The 22,783-nt window shown below is 71.8% G+C and carries 23 protein-coding genes, 1 tRNA gene and 1 pseudogene; 16 read left to right on the plus strand and 9 right to left on the minus strand.

Going from position 1 to position 22,783, the window contains the following annotated elements:
- The 5 genes from IE286_RS25170 to IE286_RS25190 all read right to left on the minus strand — a co-directional run.
- A partial coding sequence (locus IE286_RS25170; protein WP_189799064.1) for a tetratricopeptide repeat protein occupies positions 1 to 1,684 on the minus strand: 1,684 nt, incomplete at its 3' end.
- Positions 1,681 to 2,112 carry a hypothetical protein gene (locus tag IE286_RS25175; RefSeq protein WP_229863707.1) on the minus strand — a complete coding sequence of 144 codons (432 nt, stop codon included), beginning with the start codon at positions 2,110 to 2,112 and terminating at the stop codon, positions 1,681 to 1,683. The genes IE286_RS25170 and IE286_RS25175, both read right to left, overlap by 4 nt.
- A gap of 576 nt (positions 2,113 to 2,688) precedes the next feature.
- The gene (locus IE286_RS25180; RefSeq protein ID WP_189799065.1) at positions 2,689 to 3,069 is read right to left on the minus strand and encodes a hypothetical protein; all 381 of its coding nucleotides are present in this window, start codon (positions 3,067 to 3,069) and stop codon (positions 2,689 to 2,691) included.
- Positions 3,063 to 3,503 carry an ATP-binding protein gene (locus IE286_RS25185; RefSeq protein WP_189799066.1) on the minus strand — a complete coding sequence of 147 codons (441 nt, stop codon included), beginning with the start codon at positions 3,501 to 3,503 and terminating at the stop codon, positions 3,063 to 3,065. Before IE286_RS25185 ends, IE286_RS25180 begins: the two co-directional genes overlap by 7 nt.
- A 46-nt stretch (positions 3,504 to 3,549) precedes the next feature.
- Positions 3,550 to 3,957 carry an NUDIX hydrolase gene (locus IE286_RS25190; protein ID WP_189799096.1) on the minus strand — a complete coding sequence of 136 codons (408 nt, stop codon included), beginning with the start codon at positions 3,955 to 3,957 and terminating at the stop codon, positions 3,550 to 3,552.
- 109 nt (positions 3,958 to 4,066) lie between these two features.
- On the opposite strand from IE286_RS25190, the gene IE286_RS25195 reads away from it, so the two are divergent.
- The 10 genes and pseudogenes from IE286_RS25195 to IE286_RS25240 all read left to right on the plus strand — a co-directional run bounded on the left by IE286_RS25195 (position 4,067) and on the right by IE286_RS25240 (position 10,574).
- A complete protein-coding gene (locus IE286_RS25195) occupies positions 4,067 to 4,855 on the plus strand; it encodes a GntR family transcriptional regulator (RefSeq protein ID WP_189799067.1) in 789 nt (262 codons plus the stop codon).
- Between the two features lie 164 nt (positions 4,856 to 5,019).
- Positions 5,020 to 5,376 (plus strand): SCO3933 family regulatory protein, encoded by a 357-nt coding sequence (locus tag IE286_RS25200; protein WP_189799068.1) that lies wholly within the window; start codon positions 5,020 to 5,022, stop codon positions 5,374 to 5,376.
- Positions 5,376 to 6,749, plus strand: a complete 1,374-nt coding sequence (locus IE286_RS25205; RefSeq protein ID WP_189799069.1) for an FtsK/SpoIIIE domain-containing protein — start codon at positions 5,376 to 5,378, stop codon at positions 6,747 to 6,749. Before IE286_RS25200 ends, IE286_RS25205 begins: the two co-directional genes overlap by 1 nt.
- Positions 6,750 to 6,783: 34 nt before the next feature.
- Positions 6,784 to 7,452, plus strand: a complete 669-nt coding sequence (locus IE286_RS25210) for a DUF2637 domain-containing protein (protein WP_189799070.1) — start codon at positions 6,784 to 6,786, stop codon at positions 7,450 to 7,452.
- An 11-nt stretch (positions 7,453 to 7,463) separates the two neighbouring features.
- Entirely contained in the window at positions 7,464 to 7,655 is a 192-nt protein-coding gene (locus IE286_RS25215; protein WP_189799071.1) for a mobile element transfer protein, read from the plus strand.
- Between the two features lie 14 nt (positions 7,656 to 7,669).
- Entirely contained in the window at positions 7,670 to 7,864 is a 195-nt protein-coding gene (locus tag IE286_RS25220) for a hypothetical protein (protein WP_189799072.1), read from the plus strand.
- A 21-nt stretch (positions 7,865 to 7,885) separates the two neighbouring features.
- Positions 7,886 to 8,131 (plus strand): SpdD protein, encoded by a 246-nt coding sequence (locus tag IE286_RS25225; RefSeq protein ID WP_189799073.1) that lies wholly within the window; start codon positions 7,886 to 7,888, stop codon positions 8,129 to 8,131.
- A gap of 153 nt (positions 8,132 to 8,284) precedes the next feature.
- Positions 8,285 to 9,580, plus strand: a complete 1,296-nt coding sequence (locus IE286_RS25230) for a replication initiator (protein WP_189799074.1) — start codon at positions 8,285 to 8,287, stop codon at positions 9,578 to 9,580.
- A 7-nt stretch (positions 9,581 to 9,587) separates the two neighbouring features.
- Positions 9,588 to 9,755, plus strand: coding sequence for a helix-turn-helix domain-containing protein (locus tag IE286_RS25235; RefSeq protein ID WP_267970097.1), 168 nt, complete (start codon positions 9,588 to 9,590; stop codon positions 9,753 to 9,755).
- A pseudogene (locus IE286_RS25240) lies at positions 9,755 to 10,574 on the plus strand (tyrosine-type recombinase/integrase). Before IE286_RS25235 ends, IE286_RS25240 begins: the two are co-directional and overlap by 1 nt.
- A gap of 55 nt (positions 10,575 to 10,629) precedes the next feature.
- Here IE286_RS25240 and IE286_RS25245 read toward each other — a convergent pair.
- The 3 genes from IE286_RS25245 to IE286_RS25255 all read right to left on the minus strand — a co-directional run bounded on the left by IE286_RS25245 (position 10,630) and on the right by IE286_RS25255 (position 13,850).
- A tRNA-Arg gene (locus IE286_RS25245) sits at positions 10,630 to 10,705 on the minus strand.
- A gap of 59 nt (positions 10,706 to 10,764) precedes the next feature.
- Positions 10,765 to 12,402, minus strand: a complete 1,638-nt coding sequence (locus IE286_RS25250; protein WP_189799075.1) for an IclR family transcriptional regulator domain-containing protein — start codon at positions 12,400 to 12,402, stop codon at positions 10,765 to 10,767.
- A 170-nt stretch (positions 12,403 to 12,572) separates the two neighbouring features.
- Positions 12,573 to 13,850, minus strand: a complete 1,278-nt coding sequence (locus tag IE286_RS25255) for a M6 family metalloprotease domain-containing protein (protein ID WP_189799076.1) — start codon at positions 13,848 to 13,850, stop codon at positions 12,573 to 12,575.
- Between the two features lie 465 nt (positions 13,851 to 14,315).
- Between IE286_RS25255 and IE286_RS25260 the strand changes: the two genes are divergently transcribed.
- Both IE286_RS25260 and IE286_RS25265 read left to right on the plus strand, forming a co-directional pair.
- Positions 14,316 to 14,969 (plus strand): TetR/AcrR family transcriptional regulator, encoded by a 654-nt coding sequence (locus tag IE286_RS25260; protein ID WP_229863709.1) that lies wholly within the window; start codon positions 14,316 to 14,318, stop codon positions 14,967 to 14,969.
- Positions 14,970 to 15,398: 429 nt separating this feature from the next.
- A complete protein-coding gene (locus IE286_RS25265; protein ID WP_189799078.1) occupies positions 15,399 to 16,946 on the plus strand; it encodes an MFS transporter in 1,548 nt (515 codons plus the stop codon).
- Between the two features lie 208 nt (positions 16,947 to 17,154).
- Here IE286_RS25265 and IE286_RS25270 read toward each other — a convergent pair whose 3' ends face one another.
- The gene (locus tag IE286_RS25270) at positions 17,155 to 17,694 is read right to left on the minus strand and encodes a MarR family winged helix-turn-helix transcriptional regulator (protein ID WP_189799079.1); all 540 of its coding nucleotides are present in this window, start codon (positions 17,692 to 17,694) and stop codon (positions 17,155 to 17,157) included.
- 227 nt (positions 17,695 to 17,921) lie between these two features.
- Between IE286_RS25270 and IE286_RS25275 the strand changes: the two genes are divergently transcribed.
- The 4 genes from IE286_RS25275 (at position 17,922) to pfkB (ending at position 22,729) form a co-directional block, all read left to right on the plus strand.
- On the plus strand, positions 17,922 to 18,689 hold the full coding sequence (locus IE286_RS25275) for a dioxygenase family protein (RefSeq protein WP_189799098.1): 768 nt from the start codon (positions 17,922 to 17,924) through the stop codon (positions 18,687 to 18,689).
- Positions 18,690 to 19,286: 597 nt separating this feature from the next.
- Positions 19,287 to 20,285 (plus strand): sigma-70 family RNA polymerase sigma factor, encoded by a 999-nt coding sequence (locus IE286_RS25280; RefSeq protein ID WP_189799080.1) that lies wholly within the window; start codon positions 19,287 to 19,289, stop codon positions 20,283 to 20,285.
- A gap of 738 nt (positions 20,286 to 21,023) precedes the next feature.
- Positions 21,024 to 21,785 (plus strand): DeoR/GlpR family DNA-binding transcription regulator, encoded by a 762-nt coding sequence (locus IE286_RS25285; protein WP_189799081.1) that lies wholly within the window; start codon positions 21,024 to 21,026, stop codon positions 21,783 to 21,785.
- A complete protein-coding gene (gene pfkB, locus IE286_RS25290; RefSeq protein ID WP_189799082.1) occupies positions 21,782 to 22,729 on the plus strand; it encodes a 1-phosphofructokinase in 948 nt (315 codons plus the stop codon). Before IE286_RS25285 ends, pfkB begins: the two co-directional genes overlap by 4 nt.
- Positions 22,730 to 22,783 lie beyond the last annotated feature (54 nt).

The raw sequence follows: 22,783 nt of genomic DNA on the forward strand, positions 1-22,783 counted from the left end.
TGTCGCCCAGGACCTGCTCGTACTGGGCGAGGGTGGTCTCGTACAGGGGGATGGCGCGTTTCAGGTCCCCTGCCGCCTGGTAGGCGTAGGCGAGGTTGTTGCGGCTGGCCAGGGTGTCGGGGTGGGTGTCGCCCAGGACCTGTTTGCGCTGGGCGAGGGTGGTCTCGTACAGGGGGATGGCGCGTTTCAGGTCCCCTGCCGCCTCGTAGGCGCCGGCGAGGTTGTTGCGGCTGGCCAGGGTCTGGGGGTGGGTGTCGCCCAGGAGCTGCTCGCACTGGGCGAGGGCGGCTGTGCGCAGGGGAACGGTGTGGGCTTCGCGTCCCTGGCGGTACAGGTACTGTGCGGCGGCGTGGTAGGCGTCGGCGGTGTCGGTCGATGCCGGGCAGTGGGGCGGCGTGGAGTCGGCGACGGCGACGACGTGGGGTAGGAGCTGCTCCCACTGCGGGGTGTCGGTGTCCTCGTCGGGGGTGGCGTGCTGGATGAGGTGTTCGGCGTCCTGCCGGCCTGCCGGGTAGCCGTCGGCGCCGGTGGGCTGGTGGCGCAGGACGGTCTGCACCAGGCGGTGGACGCTGACGCTCGGCCGGTCGGAGCTGAACGAGATCATGTTGTAGGCGTGCAGCGCACCCAGGGCCTCGCCGAGGGCGAGCGGGTCCGGGCAGAGCGGGGCGAGCAGGCTGCGGGGGATGTCGTCGGGCGCGAGCCAGGCCATGGCGTTCAGCAGGATGACGGCCCGTGGGTTGCGGCGTTCGACGGCGGCCAGGGTGTGGCGCCAGATCCGGGCGATGGTGCGCTCGGGATCGATCCCGCCCGCGGCGGTGTCCATGACCTGCCCGAGCATCTGTCGGTAGTCGGCCAGCGAGGTGCCGGTCTCGAACAGATAGGCACCCGCCTGCTCCAGCGCCAGCGGCAGATGGCCGAGATCGGCGGCCAGGGCCGCGGCGTCGCGGCGCTGCTGTGGGGTGGGGGTGTGTTCTGGTCCGAAGGCGAGGGTGCACAGCAGGTCCACGGCCGCCTCGGCATCGAGCAGGCCCAAGGTCATGGTGGGGGCAATTTTGTGCCAGCCGGTGGCGATGCGGCTGGTGGCCAGGTGATGCCCGTCCGGCAGCGTGCCCAGGTAGTGGTGCAGGTCGGCGGGGTCTTCGACGTTGTCGAAGACGAGCAGCCAGCCGGGATGCCACTGCAGCCACAGGAGCGCCCACGCTGCCCGTTCCTGCACGCCCACCGTGGCTGCCCACTGTGGGCACAGCCGGGTGGCGAGGCCGGCCAGACCGGTGACGATCTGCTCGGTGCTGGTGGCGTTGAGCCACCACACCAGTGTGTACTCACGCCGGTAGGTGTGGGCGTAGTGCAGGGCGAGAGTGCTCTTGCCGATCCCGCCCAGCCCGTGAACCGCCCGCACCCCCAAGACCTGGGTGACCGCGGCTTCCCCCTGATCAGCCAGCATCCGGCGCAACTCAGTGAGTTCGTCCTGACGTCCGACGAACACCCCGGTCGCGGACCCGGGCAGATTCCCAGCACCCGGCGGCGCCTCCACCTCCCGGGCCCAGCGCACCGCCTCGGCCGGCAGCATCACCACCCGGGCGCCATCCCCGGTGATCGCCACACTGACATTGCCGCCCACCGCCATGGATCGGGCGCCCGTCGCCTGCACAGCGCCGCCCCCGGACACAACGCTGTCGGTCATGGCTGGATCGTCGTGTGGTCTCCGGTGATGGCCGTGGTGATGGTCTTGGCAGCAATCGACCGCTCACCCGAGGCCGTCACATGCACCGTCTCCCCGGATGTGGGCAGCAGCCGGGCCAGCTCCGCCCGCAACTCGGCATCCTCCCGCAAAGCGCGCTTGATCTGCTGGCGCACCGCGGCCGCCGCGTCCTCATCCTCCGGAGCTTCGGTTGCGTCCTGGACCGCGGCCTCCAGCTCCGCACGCCCCCGCTCGTCCCGGCGGCGCCACACCGCCTGCAGGATTCGCCGCCCCAGATTCGCCGTGGCATCCACCGCCGCACTCTCCGCCCGGGAGAACACCGCCACCCCGTACGCACTCACCGCAGCCGACAGATACGGTCCCGCCTGCTCCACCAACTGCACGATCTCAGCACTCACCTGATCCCCCATCGCCATCAGCTTTGGATGACCCAGCGTAGGGACACGACCCCTACTCATACAGCCCAAACACCCAAACCACCCCGAGCGGTTCCACCGCCGCCCAGCTTGAGAGAACTTGGACCGGGGCGGCCGATGCCGCAGGCAGGACGCGCGCCGTTGTTCGCCGCCGTTGTCACGCAGTTAGTCCCTCACGGGAGTGGTTCAGCGGAGTGGTCGGCCGGCGGTCGGCAACGGCGGGAGGTCGGCGGAGCGGCTTTGGGCTGGAGCTGCTTTGGCGCGAGTGATCATGGTCCCTTACGCTGGCCCGCGGATCGGGCAGGGTTCCGGGCCTGCCCGCAAGAGCCCGATCTGGGGCCATGATCTTCGAGGCTCGCGCCAAAGTGGCTGCCTAAAGCCGTGGAGCCGACCGGCCCCAGCCACAGCGGTCCTCACCTCATGCACTGTGTGCCTGCCCTGTGGGCGGGAGCGGGCGGCCGACGGTGCCGAGCGGGGCGAAGACAGGAGCGCGGGCGCCGCCGGCCGCCCGCGCCCGCCCGGAGGAGCGGAGCGACGACGGGTGCTTGAACCAGTAGAGAAAGTTGTAACTCACCGCCCCGGCCGGCGTCTGAAGCTGTAGGCGCACGTGGGAAGTTCGGCGGCCTGACGATCCGCCAGCGGTAGGAAGAGCACCGGTCGGATCGTCCAGGTGACGCGGGTGTTGGCGTGGGTCACGCTCACGGTGCACGGTTCGGCGCGCAGGAGTGCTCGGCGGGTTTCGATGCGGCCTTCGGACAGCCACACCCAAGCCGCGTCGGAGGCGTCGACGTCCAGAGCCGGTGAGATGGTGCGGAGTGCGACGGCCACCCATCGGTCCGCCTGGTGTGCCGAGTACGCGTCGAACGATGCCAGCAACGCCGGCCCGCGTTGTTCGGTGAGGTCTTCGGTCCAGCACTCGCACCAGTAGCCCCACTGCGGCAGGTTCAGCATGGGCTGCCTCCCGTAGAGGTGTCTGTAAGGGCGTCTGTGTACAGCTCCGCGGTGACTGTGTGGCCGTGATCGGTCTCGTGCACGATGACGCGGTGGGCGAGGGCGCTGACCATGCTCAGGCCTCGGCCGTGCTCGGCGTCCTGGACCTGGTGGCCGGCCTTCGGTGCCGTGGCCGTGCCGCCGTCGTCGGTGACCGACAGGGCGACCACCTGGCCGGAGACGGCGACCGCCAGATGGAAGCTGCCGTGTGCCCGGCCGCTGGCCGTGTGGAGGATCGCGTTGGCGCTCAGCTCGCTCACGATCAGTTCGGCGTCGTCGGCCAGGGGCGAGCCGCGCAGGATGTCGCGGGTCCAGCGGCGGGCCCGGCTCACTTCTTCGGGAAATCCTGGACAACTCAGCCCCCAGACCCGGGCGCCACTCGTATACTCGTGCATACAAGTTCCTTCGTGCTGGTAGGCCGCCATGTGCAGCGGGTTCGGGCTAGACGAGTTTCACGCCGTCGTGGGCGCGGACGGCCGGCGGGGTTGTCGCGTCGAGGGCGTCCAGGACGCGGATCGCGTACGCCTCGTCGGCAAGCTCGGTGACCTCTTCGCGGGTGGCCCAGCGCAGCGCGCGGGTCTCCTCACCGGTGGTGGGCACGCCGTCGGCTGCTTCGCAGCGGAAGACCAGCGAGACGATCAGGCCCTTCATGTTCTTGTAGACGCCGGTCAGGGTCGCCGGAAGGGCGATCTTGATTCCGGTCTCTTCGAGGACTTCACGCTGGAGGGCTTCCGGAATGGTCTCGTCACGTTCGAGAACGCCGCCCGGCGGCTCCCAGTGGCCGTTGTCGCGGCGCTGTATCAGCAGAGCACGGCCCTGGTCGTCCACGACGACCCCGGCGACGCTCACGGAGTGCGGGCGTTCTGTGCTCACGTTCCTCGGCCCTCTCGGCTGGCTAGGCTCTCCACCGTAGCAACAAAGCTCGCCCACTCGTCTAGATACCTAAAGGAGTATTGACGTGAGCCCTCTCCCTTCGGGCCTCCTCGGTGATCTCGACCCCACGAGCGATCGTGCGGTGTTCCGGCAGATCGCCGACCAGCTGCGTGAGGCCATCGACCGTGGGCGATTCCGGGAGGGCGAGAAACTGCCCTCCGAAGCGGAACTCGTCGAGCACTTCGGGGTGTCCCGGATGACGGTCCGCAACGCCTTCTCCATCCTGCAGGGCGAGGGGCTGGTGCACGCCGAGCACGGCAGGGGTGTTTTCGTACGGCCACGCCCCCCGGTGAGGCGGCTTGCCTCGGACCGCTTCGCCCGGCGGCACAGGGAGCAGGGGAAGTCCGCGTTCATCGTGGAGGCCGACGCGGCCGGCAGTCATCCCCAGGTCGACAGCCTGGAGGTCAAGGAAGAGCGGGCCAGTCAGGATGTCTCCGCTCGGCTGGGTTCGGTGCGGCGGGTTCTGGCTCGCCGTCGGCGCTATCTGCTCGACGGGCGGCCGGTGGAGTTCGCCACCTCGTATCTGCCGCTCGACATCGCCCGCGGCACCCCCATCGCGGAGCCCAACCCCGGACCGGGCGGCATCTACGCCCGCCTCGAAGAGCTGGGCCACCGCCTGGATCACTTCGAGGAAGAGATCCGTGCCCGGATGCCCTCGCCTGCGGAGGTGAAGACGCTCCGGCTGGCGGCCGGCGTGCCGGTCATCCATCTCGTCCGCACCGCCTTCGACACCGAGGGGCGGGCCGTCGAGGTCTGCGACACGGTGATGGCGGCGGACGCGTACGTCCTCTCGTACCAGCTTCCTGCGACCTGATCGTCATGGTTTGTGGTGGTGCGCGGGGAGGTTGCTCCGAACTCGTACACCCCAACACGTTTACTCGTATAGACGAGTGGGCGAGTTGTGTGGCAAGGTGAGTGCGCGATCCCGATCAAGGGGCTCGACGCATCTTGTCTAGACGAGTAGATAGGAGTGTGCCCATGCGCACCATTCACGTGGAGACCTCCGGGGCGACGATCCTGTTGACCGAGGCGCCCGAGCCGAAGATCCGCGACCGGCGGACCGGTGAGATCGCCAAGGACGCCGACACCGGCGAGGCGCTGATGACCATCGGCGTCGTCTACCTGGAGGACGGCGAGTCGTCGCTGATCAAGGTCACCGTTCCGGAGAGCGGCATCTCCGAGGGACTGACTCTCGGGGCGCCGGTCTCGCTGCCGGGGCTCGTCGCCCGCCCGTGGGAGTCCGTCTTCAACGGTCAGCAGCGTCACGGCATCGCCTACCGGGCTGCTGCCGTCACTCCGGCCGCCTTCCCGGCCGCGACCGGGGCCGCTGCCTGATGTCCGACCTGGCGACGCTTCTTGAGGTAGGTGGTCCTGTCGCCGCACTCGGCGGCGGGGCCGCCTACGCCCGGGCCAAGCACCCGGCGGTGTACTGGTCCACGGTCGGTCTGCCGGTGTCCACGGTTCGGCTGCTCAGCTCTTACGGCTCGGTCATGGAGGCGTGCGGTCTGACCGTGGCACCCTCCCGGCTGCGGACCCTCGCCATGCGGGCCGTGACACGGCGCGAGATCCGGCCCGTGCCTCCGCGCCGAGGCATCATCCGGCCCAGCACGACGGGGCTGCGGATACGCCTCCGCCTCGCTCCGGGCCAGGAACCCGCAGATGTGGCGGCCTCTGCCGAACGGCTGCGGCACGCCTGGGGCGTTCACGCGGTGTACGTCACGACCGTCAAGCCGGGAGTCGTCGAGCTGCGGCTTGTGGGTTACGACGTCTTACGGCGGGTGCGCATGCCGCGCAAGGTCGCGGGTGGCCTGCTGAAGGTGCCGGTCGCGCTGCGAGAGGACGCCACGCCTTTCGTGCGCGACTACCGCACCGTCCCTCATCAACTCACCCTGGGCGCCACGCTGTCCGGCAAGTCCATGTACCTGCGCCACCTCATCGCCGGACTCGCGCTGCAGCCGGTCGCCCTCGTCGGCATCGACTGCAAACGGGGCGTCGAACTGGCGCCCTTCGCTCCCCGGCTGTCCGCGCTCGCGACCGACCCGGAGCAGGCAGCCGAACTGCTGCCCGTGCTCATCAAGGAAATGGAGGACCGATACGACCTGATCAAGAACCGGCAAGGACTCGCCGGCGCTCCGGACGAGGAGGTCACCTCCGACATCTGGGGCCTGCCCGAGCACGAACGCCCGGTGCCTGTGGTGCTGTTCGTGGACGAGGTGGCCGAACTCTTCATGGTCGCCACCAGGAAGGAAGAGGAGCGGCGGGACGAGATGGTCACCCAGCTCATCCGCCTCGCCCAGCTCGGCCGTGCCGCAGGCATCTACCTGGAGGTGTGCGGGCAGCGCTTCGGCGCCGAACTCGGCAAGGGCGCGACGATGTTGCGCGCTCAGCTCACCGGTCGTGTCTGCCACCGTGTGAACGACGAGGCCTCGGCCAAGATGGCCCTCGGGGACATCGCGCCAGAAGCGGTCGCGGCCGCTTGCTCCATCGCTCCCGAGCGGCCCGGCCTCGCCGTCGCCGGTGACACCTCCGGTGGATGGTCCCGCATCCGCACGCCGTACCTCTCCCTGGGCGACGCCGCCGAGATCTGCCACACGTCAGCCCACCTGGTGCCCGACCTCCCCGCTCTGCGGCCCTTCCGGCCCGACGTACCCGAGCACCCGGCGGAGAGCACACCACCGGTGGTCCGGCCCCGCCCGGTCACCGACTGACCTTCCCCTGCCCCACTCCGGAAGGAGGCGCATCATGCGCGCCCGCTTGAGCCGCGCCGACGCGGTGCTGGTCCAGGCGCTCATCGCCGCCGCGCTGTCCTTCGCCCACCTCCACGATGTGGCGGTGGCGGCCGGACAGGCCGGATGGAAGGCGTGGGCCTATCCCGTCTCGGTCGATCTGCTGCTGGTCGCCGCCTGGCGTCGGCTGCGCTCCGGGCATGGCAGAGCCGCGGCCTGGTGCTGGTTCGTCGTCGCGCTCGCCGCCTCCCTCGGTGCCAACGTCGCCACCGCCGGCCTTCTCGACCTGGACGACGTCCCGGCCTGGCTGCGCATCCTCGTCGCAGGCTGGCCCGCCGTCGCCTTCCTCGGCGGAACGCTCCTCGCGCACACCGCGACCGAGAAGCGCCCCGAGGCCGCCGTCCAGGAGAGCCAGGAAGACGAGCCCGAGCGCGCGTCTGAACCCGAGACCGCGCCCGAGCCCCCGCCCGAACCCGAGACTGCGCCCGCACCGCTCGCACCGCGTGCCGTCGAACCGCTGCCGCAGCGACCGCCTGTGCCTGTGCCGTCCGCCCTGGTCGACCACGCGCGCAAGGTCGCCGCCGAGCACCACGCCCGTACCGGTGCCCCGATCGACACCTCCACCCTCCGCGCCCGCCTCGGCGTCCCGGCCCCGTTGGCGGAGGCTGTCGCCGCCCACCTCTGAAAGGAGACCGCGTGTCCGCGAACCGCCGCTTCCGCAACGTCGTCCGCATCGGCCCCGTCCAGGTCGGCACCGCTTACGACGGCCGGGGCCGTGAGAAGCACACCGCCGCCTGCACCGCGCCGCGCTGCGGCTTCTCCGCCGACTACGACAGCCGTGCCGCAGCCGAACTGGCCGCACGCACCCACCGCTGCCCCGTCCGCTGAGAGGATCGCCCACCGTGACCGTCAGCCTGCCGCTCGTCGTCGTCCTCGGCTGCTTCGCCTGGGGAGCGGTGAAGTTCCTCGGCGTCCGCCCCTGGATCGTCGTCCTGATCGCCCTGTTCGGCTTCTGGCTCTCCCACACCTTCCTCGCTCCCGCCATCGAGTCCGGCACGCGCTCCGGAGTGAGCGTCACCAACGGCACACATGACTAGACGAGCAGATAAGGAGTCGCCGTGTTCCTGCCCAAGTACCCCGACAACCCGGCGCCGCCGGCCGCCTACCCCCACACCGTGGCCGACCCGACACCCGTCCGGCGGCCCGCTCCCCAGATCTCCGTCGGCACCGGAGCGGTCGCGGCCGTCCTCGTCGGCGGTGTCGTGCTGACCGCGCTCCTCGCCGCCGTCGCCGTCACGGCCGTGTCCGTGGCCGTCGCCGCCGTGGTGCTGCGCTCGCTGCTGCGCGACCAGCACCGCCGCTGAGACACCGGGCCCCCGGGCCGGCCTCGATACCGCCAAGCATCCGCCGTCCCGGGGGCCGTCTCCCTCCAGCCCAACCAGAAGGAGACGACCATCATCACCCGCACCACGCCGCCTCCGCTGCACGAACTCGGCAACCTGGCCGCACTCGGCACCATGCCCGCGCTCCTGCGCCAGCTCTCCACCCTGGGCGGCTGCACCAACCCGATCCGTCTCGACGGCCACCGCACCGAGTACGCCGTGGACACTCGCACCGGGGAGATCGGCGCCGTCCTCCACCACCTCGACTCCGCCCGCCTCCCGGCCGGCCATCTCCTGGTCCGCTGCAACAACCGCCGCACCACCCGATGCGCGGCCTGCGCCGAGACCTACCGCCGTGACACCTTCCACCTGATCACCGCCGGACTGCGCGGCGGCAAGGGCGTCCCGGAACGCGTGGCCACGCACCCCCGCGTCTTCGCCACCTTCACCGCGCCCGGCTTCGGCCCGGTCCACAACCGCCCGACCGGCTCCGCCGGATCGGTCCGCCGTTGCCGCTGCGGCGTGCTCCACGACCAGGACGACCCCGCCCTGGGCACGCCCCTCGCCCCGGAGTCCTACGACTACGAAGCGGCCGTGCTGTGGAACGCCCACGCCGGTCTGCTGTGGCGGCGCTTCTCCATCTACCTGCGCCGGGAGATCGCCAAGCGCGCCGGCTTGTCCCAGCGGCGCTTCCGCGAGCACGCCCGGGTGTCCTTCGCCAAGGTTGCCGAGTACCAGAAGCGCGGAGCGGTCCACTTCCATGCCGTCATCCGCCTCGACGGCCCCGCCGGTGGCGACTCGCCTCCTCCCGCCTGGGCCACCGCCGAGCTGCTGACCGATGCCATCCGGGCCGCCGCTGCGACCGCCTGCGTGGACGGGCCCGTCGTCGACGGCCGGGCCCACACCTTCACCTTCGGCCGTCAGCTCGACGTCCGCACGATCCGCTCCGCCGACTTCACCGGCGGTCAGGAACTGACCGAGCGGGCCGTGGCGGCGTACATCGCGAAGTACGCCACCAAGGGCACCGAGACAGCCACTGGGGCTCTGGACCGGCCGCTGAAGTTCCTCGCGGAACTCGCCCAGCTCGACATCAGCGATCACGCCCGCCGTCTCATCCGCACCGCTTGGACCCTCGGCGCCCGCAAGGACCTCGAACACCTCCGGCTGCGGTCCTGGGCCCACATGCTCGGCTTCCGCGGCCACTTCTCCACCAAGTCCCGCCGCTACTCCACCACCCTCGGCGCCCTCCGCGACGCCCGCGCCGCATGGCGGCGTGCACAGGCCATGGCAGCGGCCGAGACCGACCCGGACACGACGCTCGTCCTCGCGCACTGGATCTACGCCGGGACCGGTCTTACCGACGCCGAAGCCTGGCTCGCCGCATCCCTCGAACCCGCTCCCGGAACGGAAGGAGAACCCACCCAAGCGTGATGACGAACTGCTGACGGTGCCGGACGTGATGGAGCGGCTGAAGGTCGGGCGGTCCACGGTCTATGACCTCATCCGTTCCCGCCGACTGGCCTCGATCACGATCGGCCGGTGCCGCCGCATCCCGGCGCGCGCCGTCCGCGAGTACATCGACAACGAAATGGAGTCGGCGGCCTGATGGCTCAACAGCGCAAGCGCAATCCCAACGGCGCCGGCACCATCACCAAGCGCAAGGACGGCCGGTATCAGTGCGCGGTCTACGTCCTCCAGCCGGACGGCACCCGCGCCCGCAAGTTCGCCTACGGCAAGACCTGGGCCGAGTGCGACGCCAAGCGCCGCGAACTGCTGGACAAGGTCGACCAGGGCGTGCCCGTGCCGACCCGGTCGGCCAAGCTCTCCGAGTGGCTGCCGTACTGGCTGGACAACGTCATCAAGCCCCGGCGGAAGCTCAGCACGTACGACAAGTGAGATCGTCGGGCTTCGCTGGTCGGACGTCGACCTCGACAACCGCGTCCTCTACGTCCGCCAGCAGATGCAGCGGCGCCGGGGCGTGCTGTACGACGACGATCCCAAGAGCCGCCGGCGCCGTGCCGTTCCGCTGCCCGCGTTGTGCGTTGCGCCTCTGCGCTGGCACCGGATGCGGCAGGCCGCCGCCCGGGCCAGGGCGGGGGAGACGTGGCAGGAGTCGGACTACGTCTTCACCACCCGCACCGGTCGCCCGGTCGAGCCGCGGAACGTGTACCGCTCCTTCACTCGCGTCGCCCGGTCCGCCGGCCTCCGGGTGATCCGGCTGCACGATGCCCGGCACGGCACGGCCACGCTGCTCACGGCGGCCGGGGTGGCACCCCGCGTGGTGATGGAGATCCTGGGGCACTCCCAGATCAGCATCACCATGGACGTCTACACCCACGTCGCGCAGGACACGCAGCGCGAGGCCATGAGCCACATGGACCGCCTGCTCAGGAGGCGTTCGGTCGTCAGTGACCGCCCTCGGTGATGTCAACAATGGATGTCAAAGGCCCCGGACCATGATCGGTCCGGGGCCTTTGCGCTGGTGCCCCCGGCAGGATTCGAACCTGCGACACCCGCTTTAGGAGAGCGGTGCTCTATCCCCTGAGCTACGAAGGCAGACCGTGGCGATGTACGCCACAGCCGTCAGGGTACCGGATCCCGGCGGGGGCGTGGGGTCAGGTCAGGGGGACCTGGGTGAAGCGGGAGGCGACGTGGAGGTCGGCCTCGATGCAGGACGCGGTGTGGCGCAGGGCCGGCAGGAGGTGGTCGAGGCAGGCTTCGCGGGTGTGGCGGGCGGCGTGCATGGCCAGGTTGACGGCGGCCACGGTGCGGCCGGTGCGGTCGTGGACGGGGACCGCGAGGGCGCGCAGGCCCTGTTCGAGTTCCTCGTCGGCCAGGGCGTAGCCGGCTCGGGCCGTCGGGGACGACGGGTGGGCCAGGAGTACGCGGCCCAGGGCGGTGGCGCGGGCCGGGAGGCGGGTGCCGACGGTGATGTCGACGCTCATGATGCCGTGGGTGACGGCGCGGGCCGTGTACTGGATCTCGTCGGCGGACGGCGTGAGGATCGCCAGGGACGCCGACTCCTGGACACGGGCCGCCAGGTCCTCCAGGTGGGGCTGGGCGATGCGGGGGAGCGAGGTGCGGGACAGCGGGGGGAAGCCGAGGGAGAGCACCCGCGGGGTGAGGGAGAAGGTGCGGGTGTCGGGGTGCTGGCGTACCAGGCCCAGGTGTTCGTAGGTGATCAGGGCTCTGCGGGCGGTGGCCCGCGCCAGGCCGGTCGCCTGGGCGACCTCCGTGAGGGTGAGGGCGGGCCGGGACGCGTCGAAGGCGGTCAGGACGGTCAGGCCGCGGGCCAGGGATTCGACGAAGTCCCTGCCGAGTTCCTGTTTCGACGCGGCCGTCCAGGTGGCCAGGCCGGCGGGGGGCGGTCCCTGGGGTGCGGGCGGGGCGGTGGCGAGGTCCCGTTCCATGGCCGCGACCGTTTCGCGCAGGCGCGGCAGCAGGGCGGTGCGCAGGTCCTCGGCGGTGTGCCGGCTGGTGTGGCTCACCACGTTGGCCACGCAGGCGATCCTGCCGGTCGCCGGGTTCCGTACCGGTGCCGAGACGGCCACCAGGCCCGGCTCGAGCAGCTGGTCGTCCAGCGCCCACCCCTGCCGTGCGGCCTCGGCGGTGCGCTGCTCGAAGTCGTCCCGCAGGTGCCGGCGCGGCGGTACCGCCGGGAAGGTGCCATCCTCCGGGTCGGCCGCTCTGCGTGCGCGCCAGCGGCGCCAGTCCGTTTCCGTCCACTCGGTCGCGAACAGCGGGCCTGGGGCGGTGCGTTCGGCGGGCAGCAGGTCGCCGATGCGGAAGCTCAGCGACATCGCGCGGCGCCGGGTGGCCTGGTGGATGAAGCGGATGCCGTCGCGGTCGCCGACCGCCAGGGACACCGATTCGTCCAGTGCGTCGGCGAGTGCGTCCGCGTGTGCGTCGAGCAGGGCGGGCAGGCGCAGGGCGGCCAGGTAGGCGTTGCCCAGTTCCATCAGGCGCGGGGTGAGGACGACGTCCCGGCCGTCGAGGCGGACGTATCCCATGCGGGCCAGGGTCGCGGTGATGCGGTCCACCGTGGAGCGGGCCAGGCCGGTGGCCTTCTCCAGCATGCTGGGGGTGAGGGTGCCGCCGGCTTCCGTCAGGCGGTGCAGGACGGTGATGCCGCGGATCAGGGGGGTGACCGCCTCGGCGGGGGTCTCGGGGGCCTCGGGGTCCTCGGGGGAGGTGGGTGCGGCGCCGGCGGCCCCGGTGGGCCGTGTCGTCGGGTGCGCGGGCGTCGCGGGCATCTCGGTTTCTCTCCCGTGCGGGACTCAGGGGCGGGCGGGCAGCACGCCTACGGTAGTCCGGGGCGGGGCGGGAGGAGATCCGGAGAGGGAAGGGCAGGTCAGGGGGAGGACGCGGGGTGCGTGGGCGTGGGCTCAGGAAGCAGGTCGGGGCAGGCCACGTCACTGATCGGTCACTGCCGGGTCACCCGGACCCGGTAGTTGCCTTCCAGGTCGGCCGCCGTGACGTCGATGCGTACGCCTGCCTTGGGGTCCTTGAAGGTCTCGCCGGGGGCGAAGGGGGCGTCGGAGAGTTCGGCGTGGACGTTGGGGCTGTTGGTGCAGCCGCCGGTGTCGCGGTGGGCGTCGAAGACCGTGATGGGGCCCTGGCCGGTGTCCAGCCCGGCGTCGACCTTGTAGATGAGGATGCCGGGGCAGCACACCTCCTCGTCGTTGCCGTCGCGGGTGCGCAGTTCGAGGGCGTAGCCGGTGCGGCCGTCGAGGGGGACGAACACCAGCTTGGGTCCGCCCGGCTGCCCCAGCGGGGTCAGCGTGTACTCCTTGGTGCCGTGTCCGCTGGCGCAGTTCACCTGGTCGGGGTCCAGCCAGCCCAGCTTCCATTTGTGCCAGCCGAGCAGGTCGTTGTTGGCGCCCCAGTCCTCGCTCATGATGTCCCAGTGGCCGACCGCGCCCCCGCCTTCCTGGGTGTACAGGTCGGGCAGGCCGAAGACGTGGCCGTTCTCGTGGGGCAGGACCCGGTAGCCGGTGTGGGGGTAGGAGCCGGAGCCGTCGTCCTGGCGTGAGTAGACGAACGAGGCGTTGGCGATCGGGGTGCCGTCGGCAACGGGGGCGGCGGTGTTGCCCGCGAAGGTCACCGACAGGACCGTCTCCAGGGCGGAGGGGCCCGCGTTGGGGGTCATCAGGACGTTGAGCAGGTCGTACTGGCTGAAGTCGACCTTGGGATCGGCCGCGGTCACGATGTCCTGGACCAGGCGGCGGTAGCCCGGGTCGAAGGGGGCGCCGCGTTCTATGCCGTAGTCCTTGAACGGTTTCGGCATCCGCAGCCAGTCGCGTATCGGGGTTTCCGGGCGGTAGGTCAGACGGCCGTAGGAAGCGGTGCGGAACCACTCCTGGGTCTGCGGGAAGAACTCGTGGAAGCGGTCCATGGCGGTGCCCTCACCGGGGGCGTCGGAGAAGTCGATCATCAGGGTGAGGGCGTGCACGGTGCCGGTGGAGCGGGCGTAGTGGCCGCGGGTGGGTATGCCCTCCGCCATCTGCAGCGCCGAGCTGCCGCTGATCAGACAGGGCACCAGGGCGGGGGTGAGGGCGACCGCTCCCGCCCGGGCTGCCGTGTCGCCCGCCGTGAAGTGCGCCGTTCCCGCCGAACTGACCGCGAGGGTCAGCAGGGTGACGGCCGCGAAGGCGGCGGCTCGGCGGTGGGGTATCCGGCGTCGGGGCGGCTGCGGCTGCATGCGTGGACCTTTCGCTCCAGGCAGCCACCGGTTCGCTCCGAGAAGCCACCGGTATCCGGCTGCACCCTTTCGCTCACCCTGTGTCGCGGCGCCGCCGGCCGCGCGCTGAAGCGGTCCGGTCGTGGGACAGGGGGATCCGGGCGGGGGAACGGAGGAGGGGAACGCGGTCCGGCCGGGCGGCAGGGCAGGAACCGTGGCGGGACGGCGGGGTGCGGGGCGGTGTCGTGCCGGACGGGCGGGGTGCGTCCCGGTCCGGGGTTCGTTCCGTGGAAAGGCCCGCGCTCTGCTGGGTGTCCGCAGGGTGTGCCTCAGCTCACACGGAGATTCAGTGCGGGAGGGAAATAACCGGGGACCCGTTCCCCGTTTGGTCCAGTGGCCGCCGGAAACGGGGAGATGTTCCCCGGATCGTGCGGCTCACCTACCCGCACCGAACAAGCAACCGAGTCACCGACCCAGGAGTACGCCGTGAACGCCCCGACGACCGCGCGGCCCGTGCAGCGCAAGGCGACCCGGCCGCGTGCCGACGCCCTGCGCAACCGGGAGAGGATCGTCACCGCCGCCCGGGAGATGTTCGTGGAGGACGGCCCCGAGGTGCCGCTCGACGAGATCGCCCGCCGGGCCGGCGTCGGCAACGCCACGCTGTACCGCAACTTCCCGGACCGTGACGCCCTCGTCCGCGAGGTCGTCTGCTCCGTCATGGACCGCACGGCGCACGCCGCCGAAGAGGCGCTCGCTCAGACCGGCGACGCGTTCGAGGCGCTGTCGCGCTTCGTGCACGCCGCGGCCCGCGAGCGGATCAGCGCGCTGTGCCCGATGCTGTCCAGCACCTTCGACCAGCACCATCCCGACCTGGTGGCCGCCCGTGACCGGGTGGAGCGCCTCGTCGCGGAGGTCATGGACCGCGCCAAGGCGGCCGGGCAGCTGCGCGAGGACGTGGGTGTCGGCGATCTGATGGTCGCCCTCGCCCAGCTCAGCCGCCCGCCGGCCGGTACCGGTTGCACCGTCCACGACCGCTTCGTCCACCGTCATCTGCAGCTGCTCCTGGACGGACTGCGGGCCCCGGCTCGTTCGGTCCTGCCCGGGATTGCCACGACCCTGGAGGATCTCCGCCACGCCTGACCGGTCGCCGCGGCCGGGTCACGACGTGACCGGCCCGCGACCGCCCGCCGTACGCACCGTACGCAGTCGTACGCCCGTGCCGGGCCGGCCGTGCACCGGGCCTTGTCGGACAGCGTCCGACGGGTGCCGGATGTTCGTCCGCTGATCCACTGACCGAGGTTCACTCTCCGGGCCGCCGGCCGGCGGCCCCCGGGGCCGAGGGGTACAGCGCTGTACCCAGGAGTACAGCGACGTACCTCGGAGTACAGCGCCGTACCCCGGAGTACAGCGCCGTACCACGGTCTTCTCCGTCGGCCGTCCTCACGGCCGTTTCCTAGATCTTCTCCGCCCTTTCCGGGGGTGGGCGTCGTCCGTGACGCGCTCGCTTCCTCCCTTTTGTCACACAACGTCATCGTTCACGTTCATCGACGTCCCGAAGTGGATACATCCATGTCCGAAACAGCCGCACAGGCTTCCGGTGTCCGCGCGCAGTCCGCGGACGCCAACCGCTGGAAGGCGCTCGTCTTCATCGCGCTGGCCCAGCTGATGGTCGTGCTCGACGCGACCGTCGTGAACATCGCCCTGCCCTCCGCCCAGCGTGACCTGGGCATCTCCGACGGCAACCGGCAGTGGGTGGTCACCGCCTACGCCCTCGCCTTCGGCGGGCTGCTGCTCTTCGGCGGCCGTATCGCCGACACGTGGGGCCGCAAGCGCGCCTTCGTGGCCGGGCTGGCCGGCTTCGCGCTGGCCTCCGTGCTCGGCGGCGCGGCCACGAGCGGCCCGATGATGTTCGGTGCGCGGGCGCTGCAGGGTGTCTTCGGCGCGCTGCTGGCGCCTGCCGCGCTGTCCCTGCTGGCGGTGACCTTCACCGACGCCAAGGAGCGGGCGAAGGCGTTCGGCATCTACGGCGCGATCGCCGGCGGTGGCGGCGCCGTCGGGCTGCTGCTCGGCGGATTCCTCACCGAGTACCTGGACTGGCGCTGGACGTTCTTCGTGAACATCCCGTTCGCCGTGGTGGCCGCCGCGGGCGCGTTCGCCGTCGTCCGGGAGCCGGAGGGCGGCCGCAACCGCGCGCCGCTGGACTTCCCGGGCGTGGTCCTGTCCACCCTCGGCCTGGTCGCGCTGGTCTACGGGTTCACCCGCGCCGAGTCCGACGGCTGGGGCGACGCCGTGACCGTGGCGATGTTCGTCGCGTCCGTCGTCCTGCTGGCCGCCTTCGCGGTGGTGGAGGCGAAGGTGAAGGCGCCGCTGCTGCCGCTGCGCGTGCTGACCGACCGCAACCGCGCCGGTGTCTACCTCTCCCTCGGCCTGGCGATCATCGGCATGTTCGGGCTGTTCCTGTTCCTGACCTACTACCTGCAGGTCGTCCAGGGCTACTCGCCGGTCACGACCGGTTTCGCGTTCCTGCCGATGGTGGCCGGCATGATCACCGGTTCCACGCAGATCGGTGCCCGCCTGATGACGCGGGTGGCGCCGCGGCTGCTGATGGGTCCGGGTTTCCTGGTGGCCGCGTGCGGCATGCTGCTGCTGACCCGGATCGAAATCGGCTCGTCCTACCCGGCGCTGCTGCTGCCGGCGATGGTGCTGCTGGGGCTCGGCATGGGTACGGCGTTCATGCCGGCGATGTCCCTGGCCACCCAGGGTGTGCGGCCGCGTGACGCGGGCGTGGCCTCCGCGATGGTCAACACCTCGCAGCAGGTGGGCGGCGCCATCGGCACCGCCCTGCTGAACACCATCGCCTCCTCCGCGACGGCCTCCTACATCACGGGCCACCTCGCGGCCGCCGGCACCGAACCGGGACGGCGGCTGGTGCAGCTGCAGGGCTTGGTGCACGGCTACACCCAGGCCATCTGGCTGGCCGTCGGCATCCTCGTCGTGGCCGGCGTGATCGCGCTGACCTTCGTCACCGCGAGGCGGCCGGGCAGCACCCGGGTCACCGGCTCCGACCGGACCCCGGGTGCGGACGACGAGGTCGCGGTGCCGGTCGTCCTGCACTGACGGGGTCATCGTGCACTGACGGGGTCATCGTGCACTGACGGCGGGCGGCACCACCGGACCGTCCGGGGACGGGGATACGGATCCGTCCGGGGACGGGGGACGGAGCTGTCCGGGGACGGGGCACCGAGCGGGCGCGGGGTGGCTTGCGGTCCAGATTCCGTGTCCCGTCCGGGGCGGCCCCGGCTCAGCGGAACCGCGGCAGGTCCGTTCAGCGGAGCCAGGGGAGGTCCGCGCCCGCCTCCTTCGGCTGGAGTCCCTCGGCGACGATCCGCATGATCTCGCCGAGGGACTGCTGCTGTTCGGGGGTGAGCCGGTCGAACAGCGCCTGTCGCACGGCGGCGACATGGCCGGGAGCGGTGCGCCGCAGCACCTCGTGGCCCTCGTCGGTCAGGACCGCGAACTGGCCCCGCTTGTCCGAGGGGCAGTCCTCGCGGCGCACCCAGCCGTTCTTCTCCAGGCGGGCGACGGCGTGCGAGAGCCGGGAGCGCGTGATCTTCATGTTCTTGGCCAGTTCGGTCATCCGCAGGCGGCGGCGCGGTGCCTCGCCGAGCTGGACGAGAAGGCCGTAGTAGATGTGCGGCATGCCCGCGTCGCGCTGCAGCTGACGGTCGAGATGGTCCTCGAGCAGCGTCGTGGCGTGCAGGTAGGCGCGCCAGACGCGCTGCTCCTCGGCGGAGAGCCAGCGGGGTGCCTCGGCGGTCTGCGGTGGACGTTCGAGTGCGGCTGCGGATGTGGGGAGAGTGCTCATATGTCCACTCTACGAGGCTGCTATTTGAATGTTGAACAAATTGCGCGGCGTGCTCCCGAGGCGTAACTTGAAACTTCAAGTGATGCGCTCGCCGGCAGGTCGCTCGACCGGCAACCGGCAAGTCGCACGACCGGTAAGGAGCCGCCGCCATGCCTGCTGCCGCCTCGAACGGGACGCCCGCCCCCCGGGACGCGAAGGCCGCCTCCGCGTCCGCCGCCTCCGGGCGCATGCCCGCGCTGTACCTCGGCCACGGCGCCCCGCCGCTCGCCGACGACCCCGTCTGGCCCGGTCAGCTCGCCGCGTGGGCCGCTTCGCTGCCCCGCCCGAAATCCGTCCTCATGGTCTCCGCCCACTGGGAGGAGGCGCCGCTCGCCATCGGGGCCACCCGGACCGTCCCCCTGGTCTACGACTTCTGGGGCTTCCCCGAGCGCTACTACCAGGTGACGTATCCCGCCCTCGGCGCCCCCGGGCTGGCCGACAGCGTGCGCAAGCTGCTGCGCGCACCCGGCATGCCGGTGCAGGACGTGCCGGATCGCGGCCTGGACCACGGCGCCTACGTCCCGCTCGCCGAGATGTTCCCCGCCGCCGACGTCCCTGTCCTGCAGGTCTCCATGCCCACCCTCGACCCGGCCCGGCTGATGGAGATCGGCCGCAGGCTGGCACCGCTGCGCGACGAGGGCGTGCTGATCGTCGGCTCGGGGTTCTTCACCCACAACCTCGCCGCACTGCGCCATGCCGGGGAAGGCGTGCCCAGCTGGTCGTCCGAGTTCGACGACTGGGGGCGGCAGGCCCTCCAGGCCCGCGACTGGGACGCCCTGCTGAACTTCCTGGACCGCGCTCCCGCCGGCCGGTACGCCCACCCGCGCACCGAGCACTTCGCCCCGCTGTTCGTGGCCATGGGCGCCGCCGAGGCCGGCGGGGGGCTGGATGCGCCGGAATCGGTGATCGAGGGCTTCTGGATGGGGATGGCCAAGCGGTCGGTGCAGTTCGGCTGAGGGTTCGCCGTCCAGTGGGTGCTGGTGCGGGGAACGGGGTGCCCGGGGTTGCCGGGTCCGGGGGCGGAACGGCAGGTTTCGGTAAAATTCCGGGCAGAGTGCGCCGAACATTCGATTGTGCGGCAAGATGTCCGGGTGGGCTCGTCCCGGCGGTGAGGGGATGCGGGCGGTGTCAGGGGCCAAAGGCGCACACCGGCGGCACGGCTCACGCCGGGATCCGGTTCCTCGCCGTCCTCCGGCCTCGGGTCGCGCTGCTGCCGGCACTCTCCGCCGGTTGGGTGACGTAGGGTCGCGGGGCTGCGGCATCCGTGTGACGCCCGTCTCATGTCCGGGGCGTCGGACGAGATCGTCCGGAGATCGCCGGGAAGCCCGGCCCGGGTTCTGACCTGGGGATCCGTCGCCGTCCTCGCGGTGTGCGGCGCAGTGTGGCGGGACAGGGTACTGCATGATCAGAAAAGTTGCGGGTCATGTTGGGAATTCTGTCCTGATTCCAGTCGTTGTTTCCCTCGGATGCCGGGCACCCAAGGAGAGTTTCCAGCAACGTGCCGAGCGCGTCCCAAGGACCACCCGCTGACCCACCATCGCAAGGGAGCACGCATGGCAACCCGTGCCGTCGCCCGTCGTCAGTCCGCCGCCGGCGAGACGGTCGACGCGGCAAGCAGTGTTCGCGCCCAGAGCGGCGAGATCGCCGATCGCGACCTGGTCGGCATGTACCTCGACGAGATCGCGCGCACACCGCTGCTGGACGCCGCCAAGGAGGTCGAGCTTTCCCAGGTCATAGAGGCGGGTGTGTACGCGCGGCAGATCCTCGACGGGTACGAGGAGTCCTCGGTGGACGCCACCCGGGAGGAACTCGAGGCACTGGTCGCCGAGGGCGAGCGCGCCAAGGACGTCTTCATCCGGTCCAACCTGCGTCTGGTGGTGGCCGTGGCTCGCCGGTACCCGCGCAGCGGGCTGCCCCTGCTGGACCTGATCCAGGAGGGCAACGCGGGCCTGGTGCGCGCGGTGGAGAAGTTCGACTACCGCAAGGGCTTCAAGTTCTCCACCTACGCCACCTGGTGGATCCGCCAGGCGATCACGCGCTCCATCGCGGACCAGTCCCGCACCATCCGGCTGCCCGTCCACCTGGTGGAGGAGCTGGGCCGCATCCGCCGGGTGCAGCGCGAGTTCAACCGTGAGCACGGCCGCGACCCGGAGCCCCAGGAGATCGCCGCCGAGCTGGGCTCCACCACGGAGCGCGTCTCCGACGTCCTGGACTGGGCCCGTGACCCGGTCTCGCTGAACATGTCGGTCGACGACGAGGGCGAGACCCAGTTCGGGGATCTGCTGGAGGACACCTCCGCGGTGTCGCCGGAGCAGTCGGTGATGACGCTGCTGCGCAGCGAGGAACTGGACGACCTGATCGGCCGCCTGGACCAGCGCACGGCCTCCATCATCAAGATGCGCTACGGCATCGAGGACGGCCGTGAGCGCACGCTGACCGAGGTCGGCAAGGAGCACGGCCTCACCCGTGAGCGGATCCGGCAGATCGAGAAGCATGCCCTGCTGGAGCTGAAGAAGCTGGCCCGCGACACCGGCTTCGACGCCGCCGCCTGACGCGGACGAGCCCCGAGTGGACGTGATCCGGCCCGGTCCCCGGCCGTGGCCGGCACGCCCCGGGCGGCGGCCGGACCTGGACTTTCGGCGCAGCACGTTTCGTGCGCCCGCGCGCGACGGGTGGTGAAAAACGGCGCAAACATGGCCGTCTCTCGCTGCTTCAAGGGCCCGGCACCCGGGAACAACCCAGCTGACACACCCCGCCGAGCCAGGCACACGTCGCACCACGTCGCACCGCTGAACAATCCGCGGGCCGGGTGGGTCCCCTGCGGGCACACCCAGGTCCGCGCGGCGGACGGGCGGGCGCGCGGGCCCCGTACCCCGGGGCCGGGCAGACGCGTCCGCACCGCCGCCGCACACCGCACCGACCGCGAGCCGGACCGACCCACCACCTGCACGGCCGGCCCACGCACCAGGTCCCGACGCATTCCCCCCCGGTGCCGGGACCCTCCCCGAGCCGGGTCTGGCGCCTCCCCCCGGGCGCCGGTCCCGGCTCCTTCGCTGCGGGCGTCCTGTGTGCACGGACGTCCGCTCCCGCTGCGCGGCCGCATCCCCATGGCCGAGCCCGTACGCACCCGGTGGCCGAGCCCGTACGCACCCGGTGGCCGGGGCCGTCCACACCCGGTGGCCGATTCCGTCCGCGCCCGGATCATGTCCGGACCGGTTTACTTCTCCGCTCTCCCGTCGTAGCCTCCCGGGAAACCACACGTTCGGGCATGTGGCCGGAGGTAAACGGACATGTATGCACCGGAGCGGCAGCAGGAGATCCTGCGGCTGGCCCGGGAGGGCGGCCGGGTCGACGTCGTCTCGCTGGCCGAGGTCTTCCAGGTGACGGCGGAGACGATCCGCCGCGACCTGAAGGCCCTGGACCGGGCCGGTCTGCTGCGCCGGGTGCACGGCGGCGCGATCCCGGTCGGCCGGCTGGACTTCGAGCCGGACCTCAGCGAGCGGGAGGCGACCGCGGCCGGCGAGAAGGACCGCATCGCCAAGGCGGCCCTGGCCGAGCTGCCCGCCGAGGGCACGGTGATCCTGGACGCCGGCAGCACGGTGGCCCGCCTGGCCGCCGCCCTGCCGCTGGATGCCGATCTCACCGTCGTCACGCACTCCTTGCCCATCGCGGCCCGCCTGGCCGACCACCCCGGCCTCCAGCTCCACCTCGTCGGCGGGCGGGTGCGGCACCGGACCCGGGCGGCCGTGGACGCCTGGGCGCTGCGCGCCTACGGCGAGATCCGCGCCGACGTGGCGTTCGTCGCGGCCAACGGTTTCTCCGCCGAGCACGGGCTCACCACCCCCGACCTCGCCGAGGCCGCCGTCAAACGCGCGGCCGTCGCCGCCGCCCGCCGGGTGGTGCTGCTCGCCGACTCCTCCAAGCACGGCCAGGAGCACTTCGCCCGCTTCGGCGGACTGAGCGACGTGCAGGTGCTGATCACCGACAGCGGCCTCAGCCCCGAGGAGGCCGCGGCCATCGAGCGCGGCGGCACACAGGTGGTGCGCGCATGATCGTCACCGTCACCCCGAACCCGTCGCTGGACCGGACCTACGAGGTGCCCGCCCTGGACCGCGGAGAGGTGATCCGGGCGGCCGGCGAGCGGGTGGACCCGGGCGGCAAGGGCGTGAACGTCTCCCGGGCCGTCGCGGCCGCCGGACGGCGCACGGTCGCCGTGCTGCCCCTGGGCGGCGCGCCCGGCGCGCTCGTCGCCGACCTGCTGCACGCCCAGGGCATCGAGGTCGCCCCGGTGCCCGTCGCCGGGGCCACCCGCTCCAACATCGCGCTCGCCGAGTCCGACGGCGTCCTGACGAAGATCAACGCTCCCGGCCCGGAGCTGTCCGAGCAGGAGCAGGAGGCGCTGCTGGAGACCGTGCGGCGGTGCTCGCGCGGCGCGGACTGGATCGCCTGCTGCGGCAGCCTGCCCCGCGGACTCGCCCCCACCTGGTACGCCGACCTGGTCGCACGGGCGCACTCGGCGGGCGTACGGATCGCCCTGGACACCTCCGGGCCCGCCCTGCGCGCCGCCCTGCGCGAGGGCCCGGACGTGGTCAAGCCGAACGCCGAGGAACTCGCCGAGGCCGTGGGCCGCCCCCTGGCGACGGTGGGCGACGCACTGAAGGCCGCCGAGGAGCTGCGGGGGCTCGGTGCCCGTGCCGTCCTGGCGAGCCTGGGCGCCGACGGGCAGCTGCTGGTGGACGATGCGGGCGCCTGGCACGGCAGCGCACCCGTGCGGGCCGTCCGCAGCGACGTCGGCGCCGGGGACGCCTCGCTGGCCGGTTTCCTGATCGCCGGCGGCACCGGGCCCGAGGCGCTCGCCTCGGCCGTGGCCCACGGCGCCGCCGCCGTCCAGCTGCCCGGCAGTGTGATGCCGTCCCCCGGCGACCTGGATCCGGCGGCGGTCGCGGTGACCGCCGAGGTGCCGGTGGACCGCGCCCTGACGCAGCCCGCGGTATGACTGCCCGCCGCCCCGTCCCGCCCCTTGTCTCCGCCCCGTCCTATCCCCGCCCGG

It is taken from the genome of Streptomyces thermodiastaticus (genome assembly GCF_014656135.1).
GTDB classification, from domain to species: Bacteria; Actinomycetota; Actinomycetes; order Streptomycetales; family Streptomycetaceae; genus Streptomyces; species Streptomyces thermodiastaticus.